This window comes from Vibrio sp. BS-M-Sm-2 (genome assembly GCF_041504345.1).
Taxonomy (GTDB): Bacteria; Pseudomonadota; Gammaproteobacteria; order Enterobacterales; family Vibrionaceae; genus Vibrio; species Vibrio satsumensis.
In genome coordinates this window covers 153479-175932 of sequence record NZ_CP167894.1, presented here as the reverse complement: position 1 = coordinate 175932, position 22454 = coordinate 153479, and the positions used below count along the sequence as shown (strand labels likewise).

The 22454-nt window shown below is 44.1% G+C and carries 20 protein-coding genes and 1 pseudogene; 6 read left to right on the top strand and 15 right to left on the bottom strand.

From position 1 onward, the window contains the following. Window positions 1–66 precede the first annotated feature (66 nt). Window positions 67–1095, bottom strand: coding sequence for an IS110 family transposase (locus AB8613_RS00675; RefSeq protein ID WP_372384200.1), 1029 nt, complete (start codon window positions 1093–1095; stop codon window positions 67–69). Between the two features lie 114 nt (window positions 1096–1209). On the opposite strand from AB8613_RS00675, the gene AB8613_RS00670 reads away from it, so the two are divergent. Beyond that, window positions 1210–1551 carry a hypothetical protein gene (locus tag AB8613_RS00670; protein WP_372384199.1) on the top strand — a complete coding sequence of 114 codons (342 nt, stop codon included), beginning with the start codon at window positions 1210–1212 and terminating at the stop codon, window positions 1549–1551. 784 nt (window positions 1552–2335) lie between these two features. Here the strand turns inward: AB8613_RS00670 and AB8613_RS00665 are convergent. Beyond that, window positions 2336–3361, bottom strand: coding sequence for an IS110-like element ISVisp6 family transposase (locus AB8613_RS00665; protein ID WP_372384198.1), 1026 nt, complete (start codon window positions 3359–3361; stop codon window positions 2336–2338). A 94-nt stretch (window positions 3362–3455) separates the two neighbouring features. Here AB8613_RS00665 and AB8613_RS00660 point away from each other — a divergent pair, with 94 nt between their 5' ends. From AB8613_RS00660 to AB8613_RS00640, 5 genes are all read left to right on the top strand, one after another. After that, window positions 3456–3962 carry an AAA family ATPase gene (locus AB8613_RS00660; protein ID WP_372384197.1) on the top strand — a complete coding sequence of 169 codons (507 nt, stop codon included), beginning with the start codon at window positions 3456–3458 and terminating at the stop codon, window positions 3960–3962. 42 nt (window positions 3963–4004) lie between these two features. After that, window positions 4005–4286 (top strand): hypothetical protein, encoded by a 282-nt coding sequence (locus AB8613_RS00655; protein ID WP_146491543.1) that lies wholly within the window; start codon window positions 4005–4007, stop codon window positions 4284–4286. A gap of 63 nt (window positions 4287–4349) precedes the next feature. Then, window positions 4350–4799: a DUF3291 domain-containing protein gene (locus tag AB8613_RS00650; RefSeq protein ID WP_017080506.1), complete on the top strand. Its 450-nt coding sequence runs from the start codon at window positions 4350–4352 to the stop codon at window positions 4797–4799. A gap of 103 nt (window positions 4800–4902) precedes the next feature. Then, window positions 4903–5199: a hypothetical protein gene (locus tag AB8613_RS00645; RefSeq protein ID WP_372384196.1), complete on the top strand. Its 297-nt coding sequence runs from the start codon at window positions 4903–4905 to the stop codon at window positions 5197–5199. 87 nt (window positions 5200–5286) lie between these two features. After that, window positions 5287–5739, top strand: a complete 453-nt coding sequence (locus AB8613_RS00640) for a hypothetical protein (protein ID WP_372384195.1) — start codon at window positions 5287–5289, stop codon at window positions 5737–5739. 109 nt (window positions 5740–5848) lie between these two features. Here the strand turns inward: AB8613_RS00640 and AB8613_RS00635 are convergent, their stop codons facing one another. The 13 genes and pseudogenes from AB8613_RS00635 to AB8613_RS00575 all read right to left on the bottom strand — a co-directional run. Further along, complete coding sequence (locus AB8613_RS00635) at window positions 5849–7342, bottom strand: efflux transporter outer membrane subunit (protein WP_372384194.1); 1494 nt, start codon at window positions 7340–7342, stop codon at window positions 5849–5851. Window positions 7343–7344: 2 nt separating this feature from the next. Continuing rightward, window positions 7345–10464: an efflux RND transporter permease subunit gene (locus AB8613_RS00630; protein ID WP_372384833.1), complete on the bottom strand. Its 3120-nt coding sequence runs from the start codon at window positions 10462–10464 to the stop codon at window positions 7345–7347. A gap of 10 nt (window positions 10465–10474) precedes the next feature. Next, window positions 10475–11590: an efflux RND transporter periplasmic adaptor subunit gene (locus AB8613_RS00625; RefSeq protein WP_372384193.1), complete on the bottom strand. Its 1116-nt coding sequence runs from the start codon at window positions 11588–11590 to the stop codon at window positions 10475–10477. Between the two features lie 99 nt (window positions 11591–11689). Further along, window positions 11690–12568, bottom strand: a complete 879-nt coding sequence (locus tag AB8613_RS00620; RefSeq protein ID WP_285954207.1) for a LysR family transcriptional regulator — start codon at window positions 12566–12568, stop codon at window positions 11690–11692. Window positions 12569–12783: 215 nt separating this feature from the next. Continuing rightward, window positions 12784–13443: a sugar transferase gene (locus tag AB8613_RS00615; protein WP_372384192.1), complete on the bottom strand. Its 660-nt coding sequence runs from the start codon at window positions 13441–13443 to the stop codon at window positions 12784–12786. Between the two features lie 9 nt (window positions 13444–13452). Next, window positions 13453–14640: a glycosyltransferase family 2 protein gene (locus tag AB8613_RS00610; RefSeq protein WP_372384191.1), complete on the bottom strand. Its 1188-nt coding sequence runs from the start codon at window positions 14638–14640 to the stop codon at window positions 13453–13455. Continuing rightward, window positions 14637–15737, bottom strand: a complete 1101-nt coding sequence (locus tag AB8613_RS00605) for a glycosyltransferase (protein ID WP_285954209.1) — start codon at window positions 15735–15737, stop codon at window positions 14637–14639. The genes AB8613_RS00610 and AB8613_RS00605 overlap by 4 nt, the downstream gene beginning before the upstream one ends. A gap of 375 nt (window positions 15738–16112) precedes the next feature. Further along, window positions 16113–17537: a GumC family protein gene (locus tag AB8613_RS00600; protein WP_372384190.1), complete on the bottom strand. Its 1425-nt coding sequence runs from the start codon at window positions 17535–17537 to the stop codon at window positions 16113–16115. Beyond that, window positions 17534–18670, bottom strand: a complete 1137-nt coding sequence (locus AB8613_RS00595) for a glycosyltransferase (RefSeq protein WP_285954211.1) — start codon at window positions 18668–18670, stop codon at window positions 17534–17536. Before AB8613_RS00595 ends, AB8613_RS00600 begins: the two co-directional genes overlap by 4 nt. Continuing rightward, window positions 18663–19448: a DapH/DapD/GlmU-related protein gene (locus tag AB8613_RS00590; protein WP_285954212.1), complete on the bottom strand. Its 786-nt coding sequence runs from the start codon at window positions 19446–19448 to the stop codon at window positions 18663–18665. The genes AB8613_RS00595 and AB8613_RS00590 overlap by 8 nt, the downstream gene beginning before the upstream one ends. A gap of 92 nt (window positions 19449–19540) precedes the next feature. After that, on the bottom strand, window positions 19541–20917 hold the full coding sequence (locus tag AB8613_RS00585) for an O-antigen ligase (protein ID WP_146491555.1): 1377 nt from the start codon (window positions 20915–20917) through the stop codon (window positions 19541–19543). Window positions 20918–21167: 250 nt separating this feature from the next. Continuing rightward, window positions 21168–22274, bottom strand: coding sequence for a glycosyltransferase family 4 protein (locus tag AB8613_RS00580; RefSeq protein ID WP_285954214.1), 1107 nt, complete (start codon window positions 22272–22274; stop codon window positions 21168–21170). Continuing rightward, window positions 22255–22446: pseudogene (locus AB8613_RS00575) on the bottom strand (helix-turn-helix domain-containing protein); the annotation flags it as partial. The pseudogene AB8613_RS00575 and the gene AB8613_RS00580, both read right to left, overlap by 20 nt. Window positions 22447–22454: the final 8 nt, after the last annotated feature.

Genomic DNA, 22454 nt, shown 5'->3' with positions numbered 1-22454 from the left:
AACAGGTTTAGGCATCTCGGTCTGGTCGTATTGTCATCATTTGCTATTGCTTTGACTCGGTGAGTGTTAACCGTTTACATAGTTAATCTTGTACTCTTTTCCTGTTGTTAATAATGCCCATATTATACGAGCGTTTTTTGCTGCTAGGGCGACAGCTGCTCGTTTATAACCTCGGCGTTCAACGAGTTGATTTAACCAAATACTGTTGCGATCGGTTTTCTCTTTACATCGTGCAATAACGGCTCTTGCGCCATGAATAAGTAAAGTGCGAATGTGTTTTTCGCCTCTTTTGCTGATGCGACCAAGATGAACATGACCACCTGTTGAGTATTGTCTTGGAACCAACCCTATCCAAGCGGAAAATTGGCGGCTAGAGCCAAATTGTTTGGCGTCATTGACGGTCGCGACAATGGTACTTGCACTGTGTTCACCGACACCTGGAATATCCATGAGGGCTTTGGCTGAAGCCATCTCATGAACTAAAGCAGAGACTCTGCGATCATAGTGCAATACTTCTAGGTTAAGGTTTTGAATCTTGTTCGATAGATCTTGAAGTAGCTCTCGAGCGAGTATAGGCAAACCATTTTCTGCATCTTCAAGGACACTACCAATAGTGTTTTGAGCCGAGTAGCGCCCCTGAGGCATCACAATACCAAATTCGGAAAGCAAACCTCTGAGCTGGTTAATAGTCGCCGTTCTTGTTTTAATTAGCCCCTGTCGAATACGGTGCAGGCAAAGCACAGCTTGTTGCTCTTCACTTTTTATAGAGACAAATCGTGTTTTGGGTCTAGATACCGCTTCACAGATGGCCTCTGCGTCATTGGCATCGTTCTTCTCATTTTGTCGATATGGAATAACGAATTTGGACGCCATAATTTTCGGGTTATGACCTAGTTTCAGTAGCTCTCTCGCCCAGTGGTGTGCACCAGAGCACGCCTCCATACCGATGAGGCAGGGAGGTAACTTCGCGAATGTGTCTAAGAGTTTGTTTCTTTTGACAGTTTTGCGTAGGACGCACTTGCCATATGCATCAACGCCGTGAATACTGAACACATTCTTGGCGAGGTCAACGCCAATAGTTTTAATGGTGGACATAGTAACCTCCAGTTCTTCAGCGTGTACTAAGTAAGTATGGCACGCAGAGTGTCAGGTAGAGGGAGTCCATATCATTCGTTATATGCCAATAGTGTAATACAAGGGGCAGTTTTGATGGAAAAATGGTTAATCGAAGTCAATGAGGCGTTACTTGAGGCGCTACAAGCTATTGCTAGTGGCGATATCCCAAAAGAAAATATGTATAAACTAGCGACTATTTTCTACTCGAAGCGTAACAATATGAACAATGATGCGCTATTTGAATCTATGAACGAAGAAATTGAAGAACAAGTTAAAATAGATTGGTCTTTCGATATCAAATCTAAACTGCAATATCGGTTTCATTTTGTGTCCTCTTATCTACTTTGTTATGTCGTAGCGGGAAAAGTAGATGAAATGGAATACGATCGAATAATGGACTATATCAATCGAGAACTTGATTTATTTCAAGACTAAATATGCAGAACTGAGCATATAACAAAGCGTTTAAGACGGACTCCCAACGCAAGGCGTTTTAGGGTCAATTTAGTTTATGTGTTTATGTGTTTATGTGTTTATGTCACAAAGGTTTAAGTATAGTGGTTAGCGTTGCTCGCCACTTAACGCGGCTACATGGATTCCCCCGGTTGTCAAACATCCGCTAAACTTATGTTGATGGGTTTTGGACTGCCGCTCTACATTCGGCCTACTTATCGACGATTCGCATACGTCGTGGCCCTGATGACTTGCGCGACTGCGGTGCCTTATTCGTTAGATGACATCTAATGTGTCCGCCGCATTAACAGGCTCTCCGCAAGTGGCCTTAACCTATCTCCATCATTAGCGTCTGCAATGACCCGGTGGGTTTAACTCTTTATGCTGCTTAAGGTTTTACTTAAGCAGCATAGTTTTCATATTCTGTTTGATTGTGTAAAAGCGACCATATAATTCGTGCGTTCTTCGCGGCAAGTGCCACTATTGCTCGGTTCATTCCTCTACATGGATTCCCCCGGTTGTCAAACATCCGCTAAACTTATGTTGATGGGTTTTGGACTGCCGCTCTACATTCGGCCTACTTATCGACGATTCGCATACGTCGTGGCCCTGATGACTTGCGCGACTGCGGTGCCTTATTCGTTAGATGACATCTAATGTGTCCGCCGCATTAACAGGCTCTCCGTAAGTGGTCTTAACCTATCTCCATCATTAGCGTCTGCAATGACCCGGTGGGTTTAACTCTTTATGCTGCTTAAGGTTTTACTTAAGCAGCATAGTTTTCATATTCTGTTTGATTGTGTAAAAGCGACCATATAATTCGTGCGTTCTTCGCGGCAAGTGCCACTATTGCTCGGTTCATTCCTCTTCGTTCCAGAACGCCTCTGCACCACTGACTTAACTTATCTTGCTTGTCGCCAAGGTTGGCAATCACGGTCCTTGCGCCGTGAACTAATAGTGTTCGTAAGTATTTGTCGCCGTGTTTGGTTATCCGACCTAACCGAGGTTTTCCTCCTGTGGAATATTGCTTTGGTACTAGTCCTAGCCAAGCAGAGAAATCACGGCTTTTATCAAATTGAGAACCATTGCCTATCGAAGCAAGTATCGCAGTAGCGGTTTGCGGCCCAATACCTCGAACTTTCATCACTCGTTGAACATTAGCGCTGACCTTAGCAAAAGAGTCAAAGACTTGTTCTGTATCGGCGATACGTTGATTCAATTCACCAAGGTGGTGATAAGCATCGGCAATGACTGTTCTTGCGAGGTGTGGCAGTTCATTTTCTGCATCTTCGAGCATTAAGGGAACGTGTTTCATTAACGAAGAGCGGCCAACAGGAATGATCAACCCGAATTCAGAGAGTAGGGCGCGCATGCGATTCATAAGCGCGGTGCGTTCACGAACCCAATGCTCTCTCATTCTATGTACCGATAAGATGGCTTGTTGCTCGGGGGATTTTACGGGTACAAAGCGAGTTGATGGACGCTGAACAGCTTCGCATATGGCAACAGCATCATTAAGGTCGTTCTTTCCTTTAGTTCGATAAGGCATTACGTATTTAACGGCCATAATGCGGGCGTCGTGCCCAAGTTTATTGAGTGTTCTTGCCCAATAATGTGCACCACCACACGCTTCAACGCCTATACGCATGAGTGGCATATTTGCTATTGTAGTCAGTAGTTTAGAGCGAGTTACCGACTTATGAAGTATGACCTTACCATTTTGGTCTACGGCATGAAGACTGAAGTGGTTTTTAGCTAGGTCGATACCGCAGAAATAAGAATAATCAGACATGGTGCCTCCGATGCATTTAAGTACCACATAAGTGTGGCAGATCCTCGGTAGGGGGAATCCATGTCATTCGTTATATGCAAGAGGTTGATTTAATTTGAATATACCTGTTTTATACATTTTTTCGGGGCTCCCTGCTTCAGGGAAATCTACCTTAGCTAAGCTACTCGCTAAACAAATAGGCGCAATGTACATGCGCGTTGATACTGTAGAGCAGGGGCTTCGAGACCTCTGTAACTTTAATGTAGAAGGTGAAGGTTATCGGTTAAGTTATCGGATCGTTCGCGATAATTTGGAACGTGGTCATAGCTGCATCTCTGATAGTTGTAATCCTATAAAACTTACTCGGAGTGAGTGGCAAGAAGTTGCTGAATATGCAGGAGCTAAGTTTGTGAATATTGAGGTTTCTTGCTCGGATGTTATTGAGCATGAAAGTCGAGTTAATAATCGCGAATGCGAAGTGGCTAATTTGAAGCTTCCAACATGGCAACAAGTCAAAAGTCGTCATTATGAATCGTGGGAAAGTGATGTGGTTAAAATTGATACGGCAGGTCAAACTGTTGAAGCATCGTTTTCTGAATTAGTAGAAAAGTTAAGAGTGTAAAAAGCACTTAGTATCAAGTTTCAGACTTAAAAAGGAAGTTGTATGAATTTAGATAAAGCTAAAAAACGTATCGCAAAGCAGGTTAAAAAAGGCGACAACGGATATCCAAAAATCACTTTAGCGTATTACGGAACGACCAAAGATCTCGCAACGGAAGTCGCAGTTCAATTTATGCTGGGTGAGAGCGATGGTGTTCAAGAAGAACGTTTTTCTTGTGAAAGCGAAATCCGAGATAATGAGCTAATCCAAACGACGCTGCTCAAGATAATCGAGCGCGCTAATGTGAACTCAGTGATTGAAGTTGAAGGCGTGGCTGTTCTTTAGTTTTATAAGAGTCAGTTGGCTTGCTAGGAAAATTTACTCATAATTTATCAAGGAAGAAACGTTATGAAATTAGCTCAGTTAAATATCGCTCTGGCAAAATACCCGTTAGATGCGCCGGAAATAAAAGAGTTTGTCGATAACTTAGAGTTGGTCAATGGAATTGCAGAAAGCAGTGAAGGGTTCGTTTGGCGTCTGAAAGATGAATCTGGTGACGCCACCAACATCCAAGCTTTCGATGATCCTAATATGATTGTGAACATGTCGGTGTGGGACTCTGTGGATTCGTTAAAGAACTTCATGTTCCGCACGCATCATCGTGATTTCATGCGCCGAAAGGGGGACTGGTTTCATCGTTTACCTGAAGATACTTATGTGCTTTGGTGGATTGAAGAAGACCATATTCCCACACTCGAAGAAGCAATAGAGCGACTTGAACACCTCAGAGAAATCGGTGATACACCGTATGCCTTCACTTTCAAAACCAATTTTACAGAGTCAGAAGCGCCAAAATAGCGTTCATAGATAACCAACATTATGTTTTTAGACGTTTTATGGTAATTCCCGTGAAGATGAGCCGGTTATTGGTATGATGTATCTATAGTATTCGAGAGGTTTTATGATGTTGAAAATGAAAAGTAGTGTACTTGCGATGTGTTTATTCGGTTTCAGCATGAGTGCTACCGCTTCAACACTGGAAGAGTGTGCCAAACTTCTTCCTGACGGTCACACGTATAAAGTAGAGATCATTTTAGACGTAGATAAGACTGAGAAGGATCCAACGGTGAAAGGCAGTTTTGGTGTGACGGGGGGAGCGGATGCGCCAGATACTTTTGATATCGGTGATTTTGTCGAGTGCGCAGGTCCTCTGATCAAAACCGTAGATACAGACAGCAACAATGCATCTAATTCCTAGTCACTGGTTGTCGCGTAAATAGTTCACTTTCGTCATGGAAGACATGAACAGGGGTACTTAAACTAGGTTGAGGTGAATAGGGTAATTATGGGCGATTATTTAGATATTTGGTTTACGGTTACCTCCTTAGTTTTTATTGTAAGCTTACTTTCAGCTCTTTTTGTTGGGGTCTGGCGTAAAAATATAAAAGCGTTGATTCTATTAAGTGGAGTCGCAGCAATCAGTATCGTTCTGTTTCTCTCTCAGAAGTATCAAATCCGAAAGCTCCTCGCTGAAGAGCTGAGCGTGTCGAGTTTCGTTGTGGAGGCTCATGAGGAGTTTGAGGAATCTAAATTGTTAGATTCTTTGAGAAGTAGTAACTACGTAACGATGAATAGAACGAAACCTTTGTCAAAAAGTAAAGTACGTATTGTTATTAACTCTGGCGAGGTTGAGTTATTGATAGCTCAAGACTCTAAGAACGAAGAACTGTTTTGGGTCTATTACCCTAAATACCGATTTAGTCGTTTAAACCCAATAGGAAAGGTACGTATCCGTTAAACATGGGTGCACAATTGCCACAGCGACTTTCAGTAACAAAAATACCGCCGACGATATCGGCGGTATTTTTTATTAGGCTTATTGCATCGTTCAGCTGAGAACAGAAAGATTAGTTAACGTGGGCTAATTCGACACTCTGTGTTTCATTAGCGACTTTCCAATCGCCACCTAACGCTTTATACACTGCAATCGTGGTATTGGCGGTTTGAAGCTTGGCGGCCACTTGGCGATCTTGCATCGCTTTTTGTTGTCTTTGTGCGTCTAACACCGACAAGTAATCGACTAGGCCCGCTTTGTATAGCGACTTTGCTTTACTCACTGCGTTATCGACGGCAAGGGTGGCTTCATCGATGCGCTTTTGGTTCTCTTGGCTACGGCCATAGGCAAACAAGCTTGAATCGACTTCCGCAAAGGCGCTATCAACTGAGTGTTGATAGTTTAGCGCTGCAGAACGGAACCTTGCTTCGTTCATTTCAACCATGGCTTCGCCTCGACCACCATCGAATACATTCCAACTTATGCCAGCAGATGCCGCCCAACCGAATGAATCGCTACTGAATAAGTCATCAAAACTTCCTGCAGTTACTCCTGGCGTACCCGTTAGGAAGAATTTTGGATAGCGATTGGCAATGCTTGCGCCGAGTTCTTCGTTAATGGCTGCCATTTCTCGTTCTGCAATTCGGATGTCTGGGCGCTGTTCTAACAAGTCAGAAGGTAAGCCTGTCGGAATAACATCGTTCATTCTCGGTAACGTAAATTCACCCGCTAAACGTTGGTTCACGCTCGTAAGTGATTCGCCTAACAACACTGCCATACGTTGTTTGTGAACTTGCTCTGCGATTTCAAGTTGAGGAAAAATGGATTCAGTCGCGGCAAGCATGGCTTTGGCTTGAGCAAGATCTAACTCCGAGCCGTAGCCGCTACGAACAACTTTGGTGACCAGTTCTAAAGTCTGCTTTTGGTCGGAAATGTTCTCTAGTGCGATCGCTTTTCGCTCTTGAGCGCCGCGATATTGCAGGTAGTTGTGAATGACATCTGCAGTGATCAAGGTATTCAAACCGGATTGGAATATCTCGGCTTGTTCCACTCGAATTGTTGCCGCGTTGGATTGCTTATCGATACGTCTAAACAAGTCCATTTCCCAGGCGATGCTAGCACCTAAGAACCCGCCATCGTGTTGCGCTTCCAGCAACGACATCCCCGTTGCTGATTCAACCGCATCAGAGGCGCCAAATACTGGGCCGAGTAGGGAGTCGTTCTCACTCAGTTGGTAGTTGTAATAACCGCCGCCGACATTGATGGTCGGAACCTTGAATGATTCAACCACGCTTTTGTATGAGTTCGCCATGTTGATTCGCTCGGCGGCCAGTTTAAGTGGGATGTTCTGGTTTTGAACATCGGCCACTAATTGATTGAGCGTTGGATCATTGAACTGTGCCCACCAATGATTGTGCTGTTCGTCTTGGTTCACCCCTTCTTGGCTGTATAGAAATGTCTCAGCCATTGTCGTTTGTGGTTCTTCGTAATCTGGGCCAACGGCACAGCCGGTCAGCAACAAGGCGAGAGCAATAGGAGCCACTTTAAACTTAGTTAATGGATACATGTTTATTGCTCCTTGTTGAATGAGGTTGGAGTGCTGCTGTTTGTAGATTGAGGCGTCGCATCGAGCATAACTACAGCATCTTCAATGGCTTCAGCCACAGTCTTTTTCTCTTCAGTTCGATAGAAAAGCTTGTACAGCGCAGGCATTACAAACAGAGACAACACAGTTGCTGCAGCCAAGCCACCGATAATGGTTGCCGCCATCTGGTCAAATAGCAGGTCACTGAGCAGCGGGATCATGCCAAGTGCCGTGGTGAGTGCACCCATCGAAATCGCCATTGTGCGGTTCACGGTGGCTTCTTTAATTGCGTCTGACAGTGAGCGACCGTCTTTACGTTCAAGCTCGATCTGGTCCATCAACACGATGCCGTTCTTGATGATCATACCGGTCAAGGTTACCGCGCCGATAAGCGCCATGAAGCCGAATGGTTTATCCAACAGCAATAAGCTGAATGTTGCACCCGTCGCCGCAAGCGGTAGGGTGGTGAAGATGATCACTGGCTGTTTGAAGCCGTTAAACATCGCCACTAAGATAATCATCATCAACAACATCGCTTTAGGTAGCTGTTTAAGAATATCGCTGACCGCTTTATGCTCGTCGTAATATTCGCCACCCCATTCCAAGTGGTAACCGTGTGGAAGGTGAATGGATTCTATTTGTTCTTTAACGGAGTTTCTTACCGCTGCAGGAGTAGTGTAACGACCAACGCCAGCTTGCGCAGTGATGGTTTTTACTCGGTCACGACGCCAAATCATGGTCTCTTCGCTTGTAAGCTCAAACCCGTCAATGACTTGACCTAGTGGAACGCTGTGGATGCCCAATAAAGAACGTACCGGCAAAGTTTCTAGCGATTGAATAGAGCTTTCTGTACCACGCAGTTGAATCGTCACCAGTTCGTCGTTTAAGTTCATACGACCTAGCGGCATGCCTTCTGACGCGCGTTTCATCGCGAATGCAATGTCGGCACGGTTAATACCCGCAAGGCGCATCTTGTCTTGGTTGATGACGGGTTCTAGCACTTTGCTCTTTTGACGCCAGTCGTCACGAACGTACTTGGTGTCTGGGTGTCGAGCAAAGATCGCTTTCGCTTGTTCAGATAAGCCGTGCAGTACCTCGATATCTGGGCCTGAAAAACGCGCTTCAACACTGAATTTATCCGAAGTCGCAAGCTTTAAGCTTCTAAAGCGAGGATCGGCGTTTGGATACTCTTCCATTAACCATTTGTCGCCACGCGCAATCAGCGGGCTGAGTGAAGGGAAATCGGTCGCGTTAATCAAGATCTGACCATAAGCTGAGTCAAACGGCTCTGGCTCAATGGTCACTGAGAAACGAGGAGCGCCAGCACCAACGTACGTTGAAATACTCTCGACTTCCGGCTGCTCTAACAACCATTGTTCGATACGCTTCATGTCTTCTGAGGTCTGTTCAACCTTGGCGCCATTTGGCAGCCAGTAATCTAAGAACAGAATGGGTCTGTCGGCTTGTGGAATAAAGTTAACGGCAATATTCGGGATAGCCAATGCAGTGACCAAGATCAGCGGAATAAGCCCCGTCAGTGCTTTGAGTGGATTATCTACCGTCCAGTTTACGCTCTTACGATATAAGCTTACTTTGGTGTTGTCAGCTTGCTTAGCTGGCTTGATGAAGAACCAACACATCAAAGCTGTGAACGTCATTGCGACAAACCATGACAACAACAGTGAAGAGGCGATAATTAGGAATACTGAGCTTGCGAACTCAGCGGCATCGGTTTTTGAAAAGATAACAGGGCTCGCACCCATGATAGCAATGACTGTCGCGCCAAAGAGTGGTGTAGCGGTCTCTTTAACAGAATCAATTGCAGCTTTGGTTCGGTCGACGCCTTTGTTGATTTTCACAATCATCATATCGGTGATGACAATGGCGTTATCCACCAACATGCCAAGCGCAAGAATGAAGGTACCTAGCGAAACTCGGTGTAAATCAATTGACGCGATGTTCATGTAGATAAGCGTCAGCAAGATAGTCAGCAACAAGCTTGAGCCGACAATGGTTGCGCTTTTTAGTCCCATGAATATCGATAGGACGATGAATACAATCGCGACACTTTCTAGCAAGTTGCTTACGAAGTTGTCGATCGATTTCTGAACTTCTTCCGGCTGGTTAGCAACTGTCGCAATATCAACACCTAACGGCAGGGTCGATTGAAAATCGCTGACGATCTGATTGATTTCATCGCCAAGTGATACCACGTTGACTCCGGTGACTGGGCTCATCGCTAATGTGACTGCAGGCACGCCGTTGAAGCGGTTCTCTGTCATCATTGGCTCTTGGTAGCCCATTGTTACGTCTGCAATATCGCCTAAGCGGATTAAGCTGGTGCCTAACTCACTCACACCGCCTTTGATCATCAGATTTTTGATGTCGTCTAATGAACCAAACTCACTCGACTGTTGAACTCGGATTCGCTCAGTTCCTGCTGAAAACTTACCGGCATCAAAGGCCATGTTTTGCGTATTCAGCTGCGACCAAACTTGTGTGATGGATAGGCCGTATTGCGCCAACCTTTCATCTGGGATGTCGATATGAACAACGCGTGGTTGAACACCGTGTAATTCGATCTTCTTAATACCATCGACGGTTTTAATTCGACGTTGCAACTCTTCTGCGTAACGTCTTAATTCAGCAGGCGAGGCATCCTTACTGTGGATAGAGAAAAGCATGCCGTAGACTTCAGAGAACTCGTCTTGTACGACACTGATCTGCGCAGTCGAAGGCAATAACAGCTTCATGTCAGATACTTTGCGGCGCAATAAGTCCCACTCTTGAGGAAGTGCCTTTGAATTAAGAGACTCTTTGAGGTCGACAAACACCATCGACATGCCAGGGCGAGAGAGTGAACGAAGTCGGTTTAATGATCCCATCTCTTGCAGTTTAGTTTCGACGGTATCAGTAACTTGCTGTTCCACTTCTTCCGCAGAAGCACCGGGGTAGAGCGTTACTACGACGGCCGTTTTGATGGTAAAGCTTGGATCTTCGAGCTTGCCAAGATCAAAGTAAGAAAACAGGCCTGCGATAACACTCAATGCAGTGAAAAACAGGATGAAGGTGCGTTGTTTGATCGCAAAATCAGCTAGATTCATCATGATTTACCTACAGACTCTTAACTTGAATATCGGAGAAGTGTTGGCCTTCCATGACGTACTGAGCACCACTCACCACGACGAAATCGCCATCGTTGAGCGTTGATTCAACGCATACGGTATTTTGGGACATCGAAACCACGTCCACAGTTACGCCATGAGCTTGTTCATTTTGAATAGTGAACACTTGCTCGATACCCGATGGATTCACGATCGCTGAATACGGTAAGCAGAAATTATTGGTTGGTTCGCCAAGTTGAGTCGTGAGTGTTACGGCTTTGCCCGGCAACACAGATTTGTCGCGTGACTCCAGATGGTAAGTAACCGCGTAGGTTTGCTTAATAGGATGAGGTGACGTTGCAATTTCAGTCGCGTACCCAATCAATTTTTCCTCTGAGCCGTACCAGTTGATACCAGCGGTCTGATTCGGTTGGAATTTATGAATTAGGTTTTCTGGGACTTGGATTTTAACTTCAAGTTGATCGGGGTTGTGGATGGTGAAAACTGAAAAACCCGGCAGGACTTGTTCGAACTGTTCGAAGTTAGATGCAGCTACCACGCCGTCAAAAGGGGCGAGCAGTTGTGTATAACGAATCGAATCTTTTGCGCGGCGTATGTTTTGTTCAACCACTTTAACCGCGGCTTCACTTCTTTCATAGCCGCTGATAGCACGATCCAGATTAACATCGGCAATCGCGTTGTCATCAATCGCTTGTTTCACTCGAGCGAGCTCAGTCTTAGCCAGCTTGTGTGCAGATTTTGCTTCAAGAGAACGAGCTTGTAACTCTTCCAACGCCACTTGGTAATCATGCGGGTCGAGTTGTGCCAACGGCTGGCCTTTCTTTACTGGATCGCCAACCGAGACCATCACATTTTGAATAGTACCAGGTACGCGAAACGCCACTCCTGCTGTTTCTGATGATTGCAATTTACCCGTGAAGGATTTTTCGATCTGATGAGAAAGAGGCTCAAGTTGAATAACTTGAATTGGTCGCGTTTGCTTCTGAGGGAGCGTCGCCTCAGAGTCATTACAGCCAAAAAGAGGGATCAGGCTTAGTGCGATGACCGTATGTTTAAGGATAGGTGTCTGTTCAAAGATAGACGAACGTTGAGAAATAGGCTTCATGGATTACTCCTGTCAATTTATGGAGTAATTCTATCTTTCACTTAGGTTTAGATAATCTAGTCTATTCGCGAAACACTGTCATAATATTCATTACAATAGCTATAGATTTGGAAGCTCTTGTAATAGAAAATCAATCAAAAGTTGAGCGGAGTGACTTAACGCTTTGCGTTGAGGGTAGAGTAGCCATGCTTCTTCTTTTTGAAGCTCCTCGTTAGGGAATAGGTTGATTAAGGCCCCACCTTTGAGTTGTTGTCGTACCAAGAGTTCTGGCAGTAATGCTATACCTCTGTGACGTGTTACACCGCCGATTACGAAGCCTATGCTGTCACTCACCACCGAAGGTTCGACCTTGATGATGTGATCTTTGATGTCCCATCGCTTGTCGATGTCACCACTTGGCCATCTAAAGCAAACAAATGGGTAATTGGCGAGTTCTCTTAAGCTTGAAGGCTTGCCTTCTTTCTCTAAAAATTCAGGACTTGCGACAAAAATACGTTGGAGATCCATGACTTTACGTGCAACTACGTTAGCGTCACTCAATGTGCCGCCATGCATGGCTAGGTCTAATCCTTGGCGGTACATGTCGACAAAACCGTTGCTAATATTGCGAATATCTAGCTCAACCTTAGGGTACATATCTTGAAATTTAAATAGAGTTGATTGCATGATGTCGCTGGTTTCAGGCAGCAGGCCTATTTTCACTTGTCCGTGTGCAACTTCTGATAGGTTGGAAGCAATATGGTTTGCTTTGTCGAGTGCTCTTAATGCATTGAGCAGTTCTTTGTAATAGAGCTCGCCAGCTTTAGTTAAGGAAAGGCTTCGAGTCGTTCTAAAGAATAATTGAATGCCGAGAGACTTCTCAAGGTCGTTAATTCTACGGCTAACGTTAGCTCGCGGAAGGTCAAGAGCATTGGCTGCAGCAGTGAAACTACCTAGCTCGACAACGGTGGTGAACAGCTTAAGATCTTCGATTTTCATAACAACGGCATTTAATCGTTTTTAGAACAGTATGTTGGCATCGTATATCAATTGGATTTTAAAATCGAAGCGTTCTTTTAGTTGGCTTGTTATTAAACAGAGAAAAGCCGGCCGATAATTTATTATCAAAGCTGGCTTTTTGTTCACAGTGGACAGACTGCTCTATTTATCACCTTGGACGAGATTGATTGTAATTTCACCTTAGACCATATTTTTTAGCGGCCTCGTCCGTCGACCATTACGATGATAGTTTTAGAAATGATGGCGAGGTCAGCGGCAATCCAAGATTTCATAGAACATAGACTCAGTGCGTAGCTGTGATCAAAACCTACTTTACGACGTACATCATCGATGCAGGTGTCATAACCTTGGTTCACTTGTGCAAGCCCTGTAATACCGGGCATTACGCCATAAGTGCGGTCCGCAAAGTAAGGGATTTCGTTCTCTAGTTTGGTGTAAAAAGTAGGGCGCTCAGGGCGTGGACCAATAAGAGACATTTCACCTTTTAATACATTAAACAGTTGTGGAAGTTCATCGAGACGAGTCTTTCTCAAGAATCGACCAACCGGTGTGATTCGTGGGTCATTCGCGGTTGCCCAAACTGCACCTGAGCGAGTTTCTGCGTCTTCGTACATGCTACGAAACTTCATGATTTCAAATAGTTCCATTTTCTGTGGTGTTGATTTACCAACGCGAAGTTGGCGGTAGAAAATAGGACCACGAGACGTGAGTGAAATCGCCATCGCAATTAGAGGAAATACAGGCGCCAATAGAATTAGAGCTAACAGAGCACTTACGAAATCGAACGTACGTTTAGCTCTTGAGATTTTGTATTGGTATAGCTTTTGGTTAGATAGCTGTTCAATGTTCATCATAATAAGTCCTCAATGATTCGCTCGTGTCCAAGGTGAATTTTCTAGCCCAACTAGGTAACGAATGCCACCAATGAAGTTGGCGTAGTGTCCAACAATCAAGTATGAGATTAATGAAATAGGTTTGTTCACTAAACGTTTTGGCAATATGCAGCCAAGTACGCCAATGGTGTAAACGGAAATTTGTGCCAAAAGTAATCCCTTAAATACCAGGTAGTGGCTAAGTAAGATTGAGCACACTAAGCACACAATCATTAGATATGGGGTCAGTAGGCGTAGCCCTTTCCCTGAGAAGAAGGCAAATGCGATACCTTTGAATTTAGGGCTAAATAAGCCAAATAATCGAATCGCTTGTTGCATGTTGCCAGCTGAGATACGGAGTCTTCTTTTGAAGTCTGTTTCTAGGTTTGCTTCTTCTAACTCTAATGCCACCATTTGGGTTTCGTATTCAGCGACGTAACCTTGTTTGACAATTTTCATAGGCAGTATGAAGTCATCGTTGATGGTGTTTAGGGGAAGCGGTTCAAACAGATGTGTTCTGAACAAGTAGAATGCGCCATGAGACCCTAAGCTAGAGCCTAATGAAGCCTCTGACTCTTTAACTGCGGTTTGATACTGCCAGTAAGTGTTCTCTCCTTCGTTTCTTGTTGGGCACAGTTGATAAGTTGCATTCACTACACCGACCTTGTCACTTTCAAAATGAGCAGCTGCAATAAGTAATGCATCTAGTGAAATAAGGGCTGATACATCACTTAGTGCTGTAATGTCACTGGCAATCTGTGTCACTTCGTCATTGAGAGTCGCGACTTTACCTCGATTTACTTTGTGGTCATGTATCTCAAAGTGGATATCACTGCACATCGCTTCTTGAATGGTCATTTGTGCAATCTCCACCGTGTTATCAGTACAACCATCACAAGCGATAATGACTTGCAGTTTCTTTTTTGGGTAATCTAATGATGCAAGGTTACGAACCTTGTCCGCTATCCATTGCTCTTCATTAAATGCCGGAACAAGAATGGTAATGGTTGGTAGTGTGCAATCTTGTTGTTCGTCTTTGTAACAACGATGGCTCTCTTCAACGTGGCGCGCTGGGTGGCTTTTAGCGTACCAACGCAGCAATAGAGGGTAGGCTGCGTGATGGTATACAATCAACGCACCAGAAAATAAGCAAAGTCCCGCTAGCAACCAATCGATCATGCGTAAGCTCCTTTTGAGATGTCATTATAAGAGGCAACCATTTTTACAATGTCGAAGTTGTTGAGTACGTAACGACGAGGTGACAAAAAGCGTTCATTTTGTTTTTCTAATAGCGCACTTGCTAATCCCGCAACGCTGCCACTTTGAACGAGCGTGCCACTGAGTGGGCATATGGTTTCATCGACAGCACCGACGTTCATCGCGACGGTAGGAATATTGCACGCTTGGGCTTCTAGTGTTGAAAGTGGTAACCCTTCGTGACGAGAAGGTAGGCAGAAAGTATCTAATGCGCCGTAAAAGGAGGTCATGTCCTCAACTAGCCCTAGGAAGATCACACGATCACTAAGATTCAAACGGTGAGTAAGCTGTTCCAGTTGAACGCGTTTTGAACCATCACCAGCCAATACGACAACGGTGTTAGTCGGAAGTAGGGAAAGTGCCTTAATCAGTTGGTCTTGACCTTTCACATGCTCTAAACGCCCAGCACAACCTACGATGTGTTTGTCAGTAGGCAGGTTGAGCTTTGCTCTCGCGTCTGCTTTTGACATCGGTTTGAACCTCTCACAATCCACACCGTTTTTAATTGTGATGATGTTCTTATACGAAAAGGCACAACGCAGTTGATTGTAAACACGTGTTGCATCGGCAACCAATGTTGGTTGGGCAGCCTTTAGCGCTAGTGCTTGTAAGCGACGACGTTTGGTATTCTTTAAATGCCAAGCATCATGTTCAGTATGAATTCGAGTTGGAACTCCGGTAATGCGAGCTGCATAGCCTGCATAAAGTAGAGGGCCAATGTGGTGGGTATGAACCACATCAGGTCGAATCCCATTAAATGCTTTAATCAGTTTGATGATGATATTGAATTGTACGCCTGGAGCTTTATCTAAGAAGACGATTTGATTTTTGTACTGTTCCAATTTAGGCCAGTTGTTTATCGACTCTTGTTTTGTGCCTTCTAAACTCACGATCAACACTTGGTCTGTTGGTTTAGCGAGGCGCAACAAATCTAACGTCAAAGTTTCTAAGCCTCCTGGAGCAAGGTGCTGAACAACGTGTATGATCTTTTTGCCATGCTTCGTTAACTGGTTATTCATAATTTGGTCCCTGCCTTAGTTACTATTCTTTTTCCTTTCTGACGCCTCGCTTTAAGCTATTCGGTTAAAGCGCTTATCTACACAGTTAGATAGCAGGAGTCGTGCCAATTAAATATGCACTATTTATCAATGGCTTAGTTTGATTTTGTGATCTGTGTATTTGATTTCTCAAAATGGGAATCAAAACAAAATATGAATGAATAGGTATTGGAAAAATAAAAATGGAAATAACAATCGAGAATTGATGGCATATAACGAGCAGGTTTGGCCCGATTTCAAGAAGTAACTGAGCTTTAGAAAAGAAAAATGCCAAGCGAGTGTTAGCGTTTGTTGTTAGGAAGTAAACCTAAGCAAGAGTCTTACTTTAAAGGCTGATTAACTCATTTTAGGGATCACTGTTATCACCGGGACACCCAAGATATCTTCAATTTCGTCTTTGCGCTTGATTGAAGAATCGAACAGCTCAAACACTATAGCTAAGCCAATCCCCAATCCTATACCTGCAGCGAATCCAGCCAGAAGGAAGATAAATGTAGGCATGTTTGATTTCATACTCGGAGTGAAGGGCAAATCGATAATCTTTACACGCTTGTTTTGTTCGAACACGCCCAATGAGCCCGTTAATTGAGCCATTTCATAACGCTCAGTCAGTTCATCGTATAGTTGGCGCTTGATTTCAACTTGTCGTTTAAGACGATACATCTCTTTTGCATTTTCACCGAAGTTATTGGCTTTGTGTTCTAACTCAAAGATCATAGTACGAAGGCTTTTTGTCTCTTCCGTTAACGATTCAAAGCGAGCACGAACCAGCTGTAGACTATGTAGCTGGGTGACCAAAAGTGGTTGAGTATTGGATAGTTTGTTCAGTGTAGCGCTACTCGCGATGTCCCAAAGTTGGTCGCTGTTCATGGCAGGTTGCGTCACTTCTAATAAAGTCGTTCTCTCTTTCTCAAGCCTGTCTAATTCGCGAACTTTAGCCTGTACAGCACTGTGTTTATTTGTGTATTTTGCTTGCAGTAATGTCAATTCACTACGAATGTCTATGATTTGGTCTTCTATTCGACCTATTACTGGGTTGGTTTTAGAAAGCTGTTGATCGATAGACCCTAAGCTTTTTTCGACACCGGATAATTCAGCCTCTTTTTCAGCGAGATTCTGTTTGAGTGATGCTAAGCGGTTTAGACTTTGGCTTTGTACTTCTGGTGTCGATTGCATGTTTTCGTTCATGTATAAAGCCAATGCTTCTTCTGCTTTTTCAAGATCGATATGACGTTTATCGATGTGAATTTTCAAAAAGTTACTTGAGTCTTCAATCGAAGAACGCTCAGGCGCCAACAATTGCTCAATGAAATGCTCACTAACCGAGCGAAGGGTTTGTTCCATACCAACTGGAGTATGAGAGGTTAAACTGATCTTCAAAAAGTCTTTTCCAAGCTGAATCACAGATAAACGTTGCGATAAGTCAGTGATAATCTCTTCTTTTTCTAACTCTGACATATCTGACCTGGTCAATTGCAGTTCGTCAGCCACAGAATAAAGAACATGTCGACTGTGAAGCAGTGTTCTTAATGCGTTGAGTCGGTCTTTAAGCATGGTTGAAACGGCAAGGTCTTCCAAAAATGGATTCATTTTGGCCGTTTCTTGAATCAACATACTGGTATGCGCGTCATACTTGGTCGGGGCTAATTTACTGACCCCAAAGCCTACTAAAGGCAAAATTAGAATAGGCAGTACGATTACGTAGCGCTGGCGCCACATTGCATTCAAGATGGACAATAACCGCAATTTCAGATTATTCATAATAGCTCCAGCATCCAATGAACGAAGTTACCGCGGTTCTGCCAGCTGTCTTTCGCGACGACAGAGACTGGCGAGTTTTCAAAATGACGAGCTTGATCGAGAGCCTCAATCATCTGCCTAGCGCTCTCTACTGATGTTACGTAACTTTTATAAGGTGCTATTGCAGGGAAAGGGGTCGTGACAATTGGCGTTCCTGCTGCGAGATATTCCATCAACTTCAATGGGCTACATGCGCGGATTTGTTCATTATCAACAAAAGGTAATAGGCTAACATCCCAGTGCTGAGAATAACTTGGCAACGTGTGGTGTGGACGAGGACCTAAGTAGTGAACGTTCTCAAGCTTAGGCAATGATAATGTATCAAGTTCATTGGGGCCTATGAATACGAAGTCCCATTCCGGCATTGCTGTGGCAACATGCTCAATCATGTCGTAATCAAGCCACTTAGATAGGCTTCCATAAAAACCAGCTATGGGACGATGGCTGCTTGGTAAATCTTTTGCTCTTGGTACTGGTGTCGAAAATAGGTTGACGTCTACACCATGTGGTAGCAAGTGTGCTTTATGTTTTGGAAATTTATCCATCAATTTTTTGCTAGCCGCGAATATAAGAGACGCTTTATCGATTAACTTAGATTCGTGTTGCGCTACAGTGTCATGGTCGACACCAGCCAAGGCGCTAAAATCATCACCGCAGTAGTAAACCACAGATGACTCGCCTAAATGTCCGCACAAATCGACAGCGGTCGGAAGCGAAGTCCATAAGATGGGGGCATGAAGGTTCAATTCAGAAATAATTGGCTTCAATTGGCGTACCATCATTTGCTGAGCTAGCTTTCTCGATAACTTAGAAGCAGGCGCAGGTATGGTCTTTAAATTGATGACCGTGATGTTTCCGTGGTTGGAAGTATCAATGGTATTTTGGGAATCTAACATGTTTTGAGTAACCGCATTACTTCTACCAATCAGTTTGTTAAAGGCGCGAGTGATGTCTTTAAATGATAGTTTTGGCTGTCTTAGGCCGATAGAGTTCACCCATAATACTTTGTGCTGTTTAGCTAGGTGACGCACTAAATGTTGAGTCGATGAAGGTAGGCCACCAAAGTCTTCACCAAATACGATTAAATCACGCATGGTCACCTCCGCGAGTTTCAAATGAATCGAATACATCAGATTCGGTAATTTCTACGGACTTAATGTGACCGACGACTCGTGCAGGGTTACCTGCAGCGATTGAAAACGGTGGAATGCTTTTGGTAACAACGCTACCGGCTGCAACAACCGTTCCTTCGCCTATGGTCACTCCGCCTTTAACGGTGACATTGGTGCCTAGCCAAACATCGGGTTCAAGAATAATATCGCCTATTTGCTGAGGGTCATCGCCTTCACCTTGTGCTCGACGTTTTGCATCAAGTGGGTGGCCAGAATATCCAAATAAGAAAGCGCCGCCTGCGATACGTACATTGTCAGAGATAATGACTTTACCTCCGACTGCAATCGTGGATTGCCAGCCAATGTCCACATTATTACCGATAGACAGTAATGGATGTTCCAAGCCTTCAAGTGGCTGTGTACAGCCCGAAAATGTCGTGTGGCCTGAGATACGGCAGTTGTCGCCAATCGAAATTTGTACTGGGCCGCTAACGAAAGGGAGGCCTCCATACAAATAGAGACGTTTGCCACATTGAGCGACACGACCTTTGAAAGCCGGTGTCCAGTAGAAGAATCGAGTAAAGCCAGACACCATATTCACGACAAGCTTGTGACCTTGGTACAGGCAGCGATTAAAGACTTTTGGAGTTGGTAGTTCTGCGCTTCTTATATTTTTCAAAATGAAAAACACATTTCTAATTCGAGAATTGGGGTGAAACTTAAGCCAATGTTTGAATTGATGTATAGATACTGACGTCATAATGAAACTCCTCAATTTTGTTATATAGAAGTACTTTCATATACTGTGCCATTTAATAAGTTTCTAATTTTCAATTGGTTACGAATGTGTCTTTAGATTTTCTCTTTTTGACAGGCAGTTTGAGAGATGTTCGCAATAGCAACAACCAGTGCTGAGAGTATATAAATAGGCCAATTGAAGCCTTGTGTCAGGAAAGTACCAGAGACTATGGTGCCGATTAACCCTGCATATACAGCGTAAGCAGCAGCATTAAGATTTGGGTCTACTGTGTTGGTGGTTTCTGAAAGTTGTTTGAGTGTTAAGCGTATCGTTTTGATCAGCGAGGTAATCAGTATCACAAATATGATCAGTCCTAGAAATCCAGTTTCAGCGAGTACGCCGAACCAAGTACTGTGAACTGCGTGATTTAAACCATCCCAGTGAGGACTGTAGAAGAAGTAGTTGGAAAAGAAGTTATCTAAACCGACTCCGGTTAATGGGTTGTCTAGTGCCATTTTGAAAGCAGCTTCCCACGCGTAAATCCGCCCCATCGCAGACTCGTCGACTCCTTGCTCAGCCGCGCCGCCTGATGCTCGATCTGAAATCCCTGCAACAAAGTAAAGACCAATCGCTCCTATTGCCCCCAAAGTAATCAGCAGTGATTTTGAACGAATTACTTTAAATGCAAATATCCCGATAACAGCAAGCGAGCCAAGCAGGCCACCACGGCTTTGTGTGGCAATGACTGCAGCAAGTAAAAGTACCGTTACACCGACACTGATGATACGTTTTGAAAGTGGAATTCCCGTCGTGACCACTTGGCTGATAGCAAAGGCGAGTGGGAACATAAGAACTAGAGAGAGGTCATTCGGGTCGCCTAACATTGAGCCAAAATCACGACCTATTGTTACGCGGCTACCTTCAACTAGGCCAATACCATGGATTGAATTGTTAATCGCGATGCCGGCGACTAATGATCCTGCACAAATAATAGCGGTCGAAGTCTTGACCAAATACTCTGCGCTGTTAACTAGCCAAACAATAGCAAGGGTCATCACCATTATTTTCCAATACACACCTTTGAATTCTGCCAAAGCAATAGGTCTGTTAGACGCGAAGATAATACCGATGAAGACCAAACCCCAGAATATCGCGAGCCAATTTAAACAAGGGTGCCAGAAAATTTTAAGCTCTTTACTGATTAATGCATGCCAAAGTAGGGCTGATAGAGCGCCTAGTGAGAGCATAAGCGGTATTTTTAGTGAATAGAGTTGAGGTATGGCTTCGTGAATTCGGAAAAATGAAAAGACAACGAACAGTAACACTAACCAAAATGTCTTGTTTAAAACGAATAATCCGGCTAATGGCACAAGAGCTAGCGCTACAATTACAGCAGGATGAGGCACAAAGTACCAAACAACACCAAGGCCAACACACAAGGCACTGATCGTAATGATGACTGGCAATCTATTGGCTTCAGGGTTAATCATTGTTACCTCTATTCGCAAATAAACTCTTCATGACTCGGCTCGCAAACTTTTTAAGGCGTAGCGACGCCTGATGTTAAATATTGCAAAGCGAGTGCCAGTTATGCATTTTATTTAAGTTACTGATTTAAAGCTACATTACAGAGGGGTGTTAGTTTTGAGTTGAGGTTTTTCATTTTGAGAATCACTATAAAACTGACTCGGATGCCCAAATCGTTAAGCCAAAGTGACCAATTCCTGACTACGACTCGTTTTAGCGGTCGAGTTGATAGATCTCCAACAACTGCGGGACAACAGCTTGCGGTGAGTATTGGCTTTTGACGGTTTTTATCGCGTTACTCTTGAGAGAGTCACGTTGTTCGCTCGTCAATGATATCCACAAAGATAAAAACTGTTCTAGCTCGGCTTTTGAATTGGCAAGGTAGCCGTTAACTTGATGCTCGATGAGTTGCGGTAAGTTGCCAACTGAGTTGGCGAGAACGGGAATGCCACGAATCATGGCTTCTAATGCCGCCATAGGTAAGCCTTCAAAGCGTGAAGGGATGATTAACAGATCGATTTGGCTCCAGACGTCGTCCATATTGGTTTGATGACCGTGAAAGGTAACATTATCAGGCTGTGATTTAGTTAAGGCGTCCATTTCTGGTCCGTCACCAAAAAGCTCAAACCGAACATCGGGAAACTGTTTGGCTAATGCGACAAATCGATCCGGCGCTTTTTCATGGCTTAATCGACCCACAAAGCCAACATGGAATGGGCTTGATGAAGGGGAGCTTGTTAATCCGTTTGGAACTTTAACAAAGTTATTCAATTGATAGGTCTTACTCGGTACTTTCGCTTTAATCTTCTCACTGACCACGAGCGACTGATCAGAAAGAAAGCTGCTGTAACGGTCGAGCCAGTCATAAAGCCATACTTTGCCTGTTGGGGTTTCACCTGCGTGATAAGTGGTGATTTGTTTGGTGTTGTTAAAACGAGGTGGGAGCTTTATTAGCTTGCTGACTAAACTGGCTTTGTAACCATGAGCATGTATAAGTCTTGGCTGAAAATGTTGAACTGCACATTTAAGTTGTGTCGCGCTATTGCCGCTTAAATCTGCAGAGCATGAGGCTAAATCGGAGAGGTAACTAAAAGGGATGTTCAGTGCATTCAACTTTTCAACAATGATTGCTTCAGGAGCAAATTTAGTCAAAAGAACGATTCGAACAGCATCTGAATACTGAGTGCTTTCACATATCAGGCCTTGTGCTAGTTCTAAAACATGCGTTTCTATACCTCCAAAAGTTTGGCTGTCGATTAACAGCCAAATCTCGTGAAGGTTTACGTTGAGTACACCTAGGTTAGGCTTGATTGTACTCATCTTCCGATTCCCAAGCCTGTTTCTTACGATAAACCGTAGAAGGGCTAAGCTCTAACAGCACAGCAGCGTTTAACACATTCCCATCGCAATAATTGATGGCGTGTTGAATGGCTTCGCGCTCTATTTGCCACATTGGGCGAATACTACCGTTACTAGTAGTGAAGGCCGGTGTCGTTAACT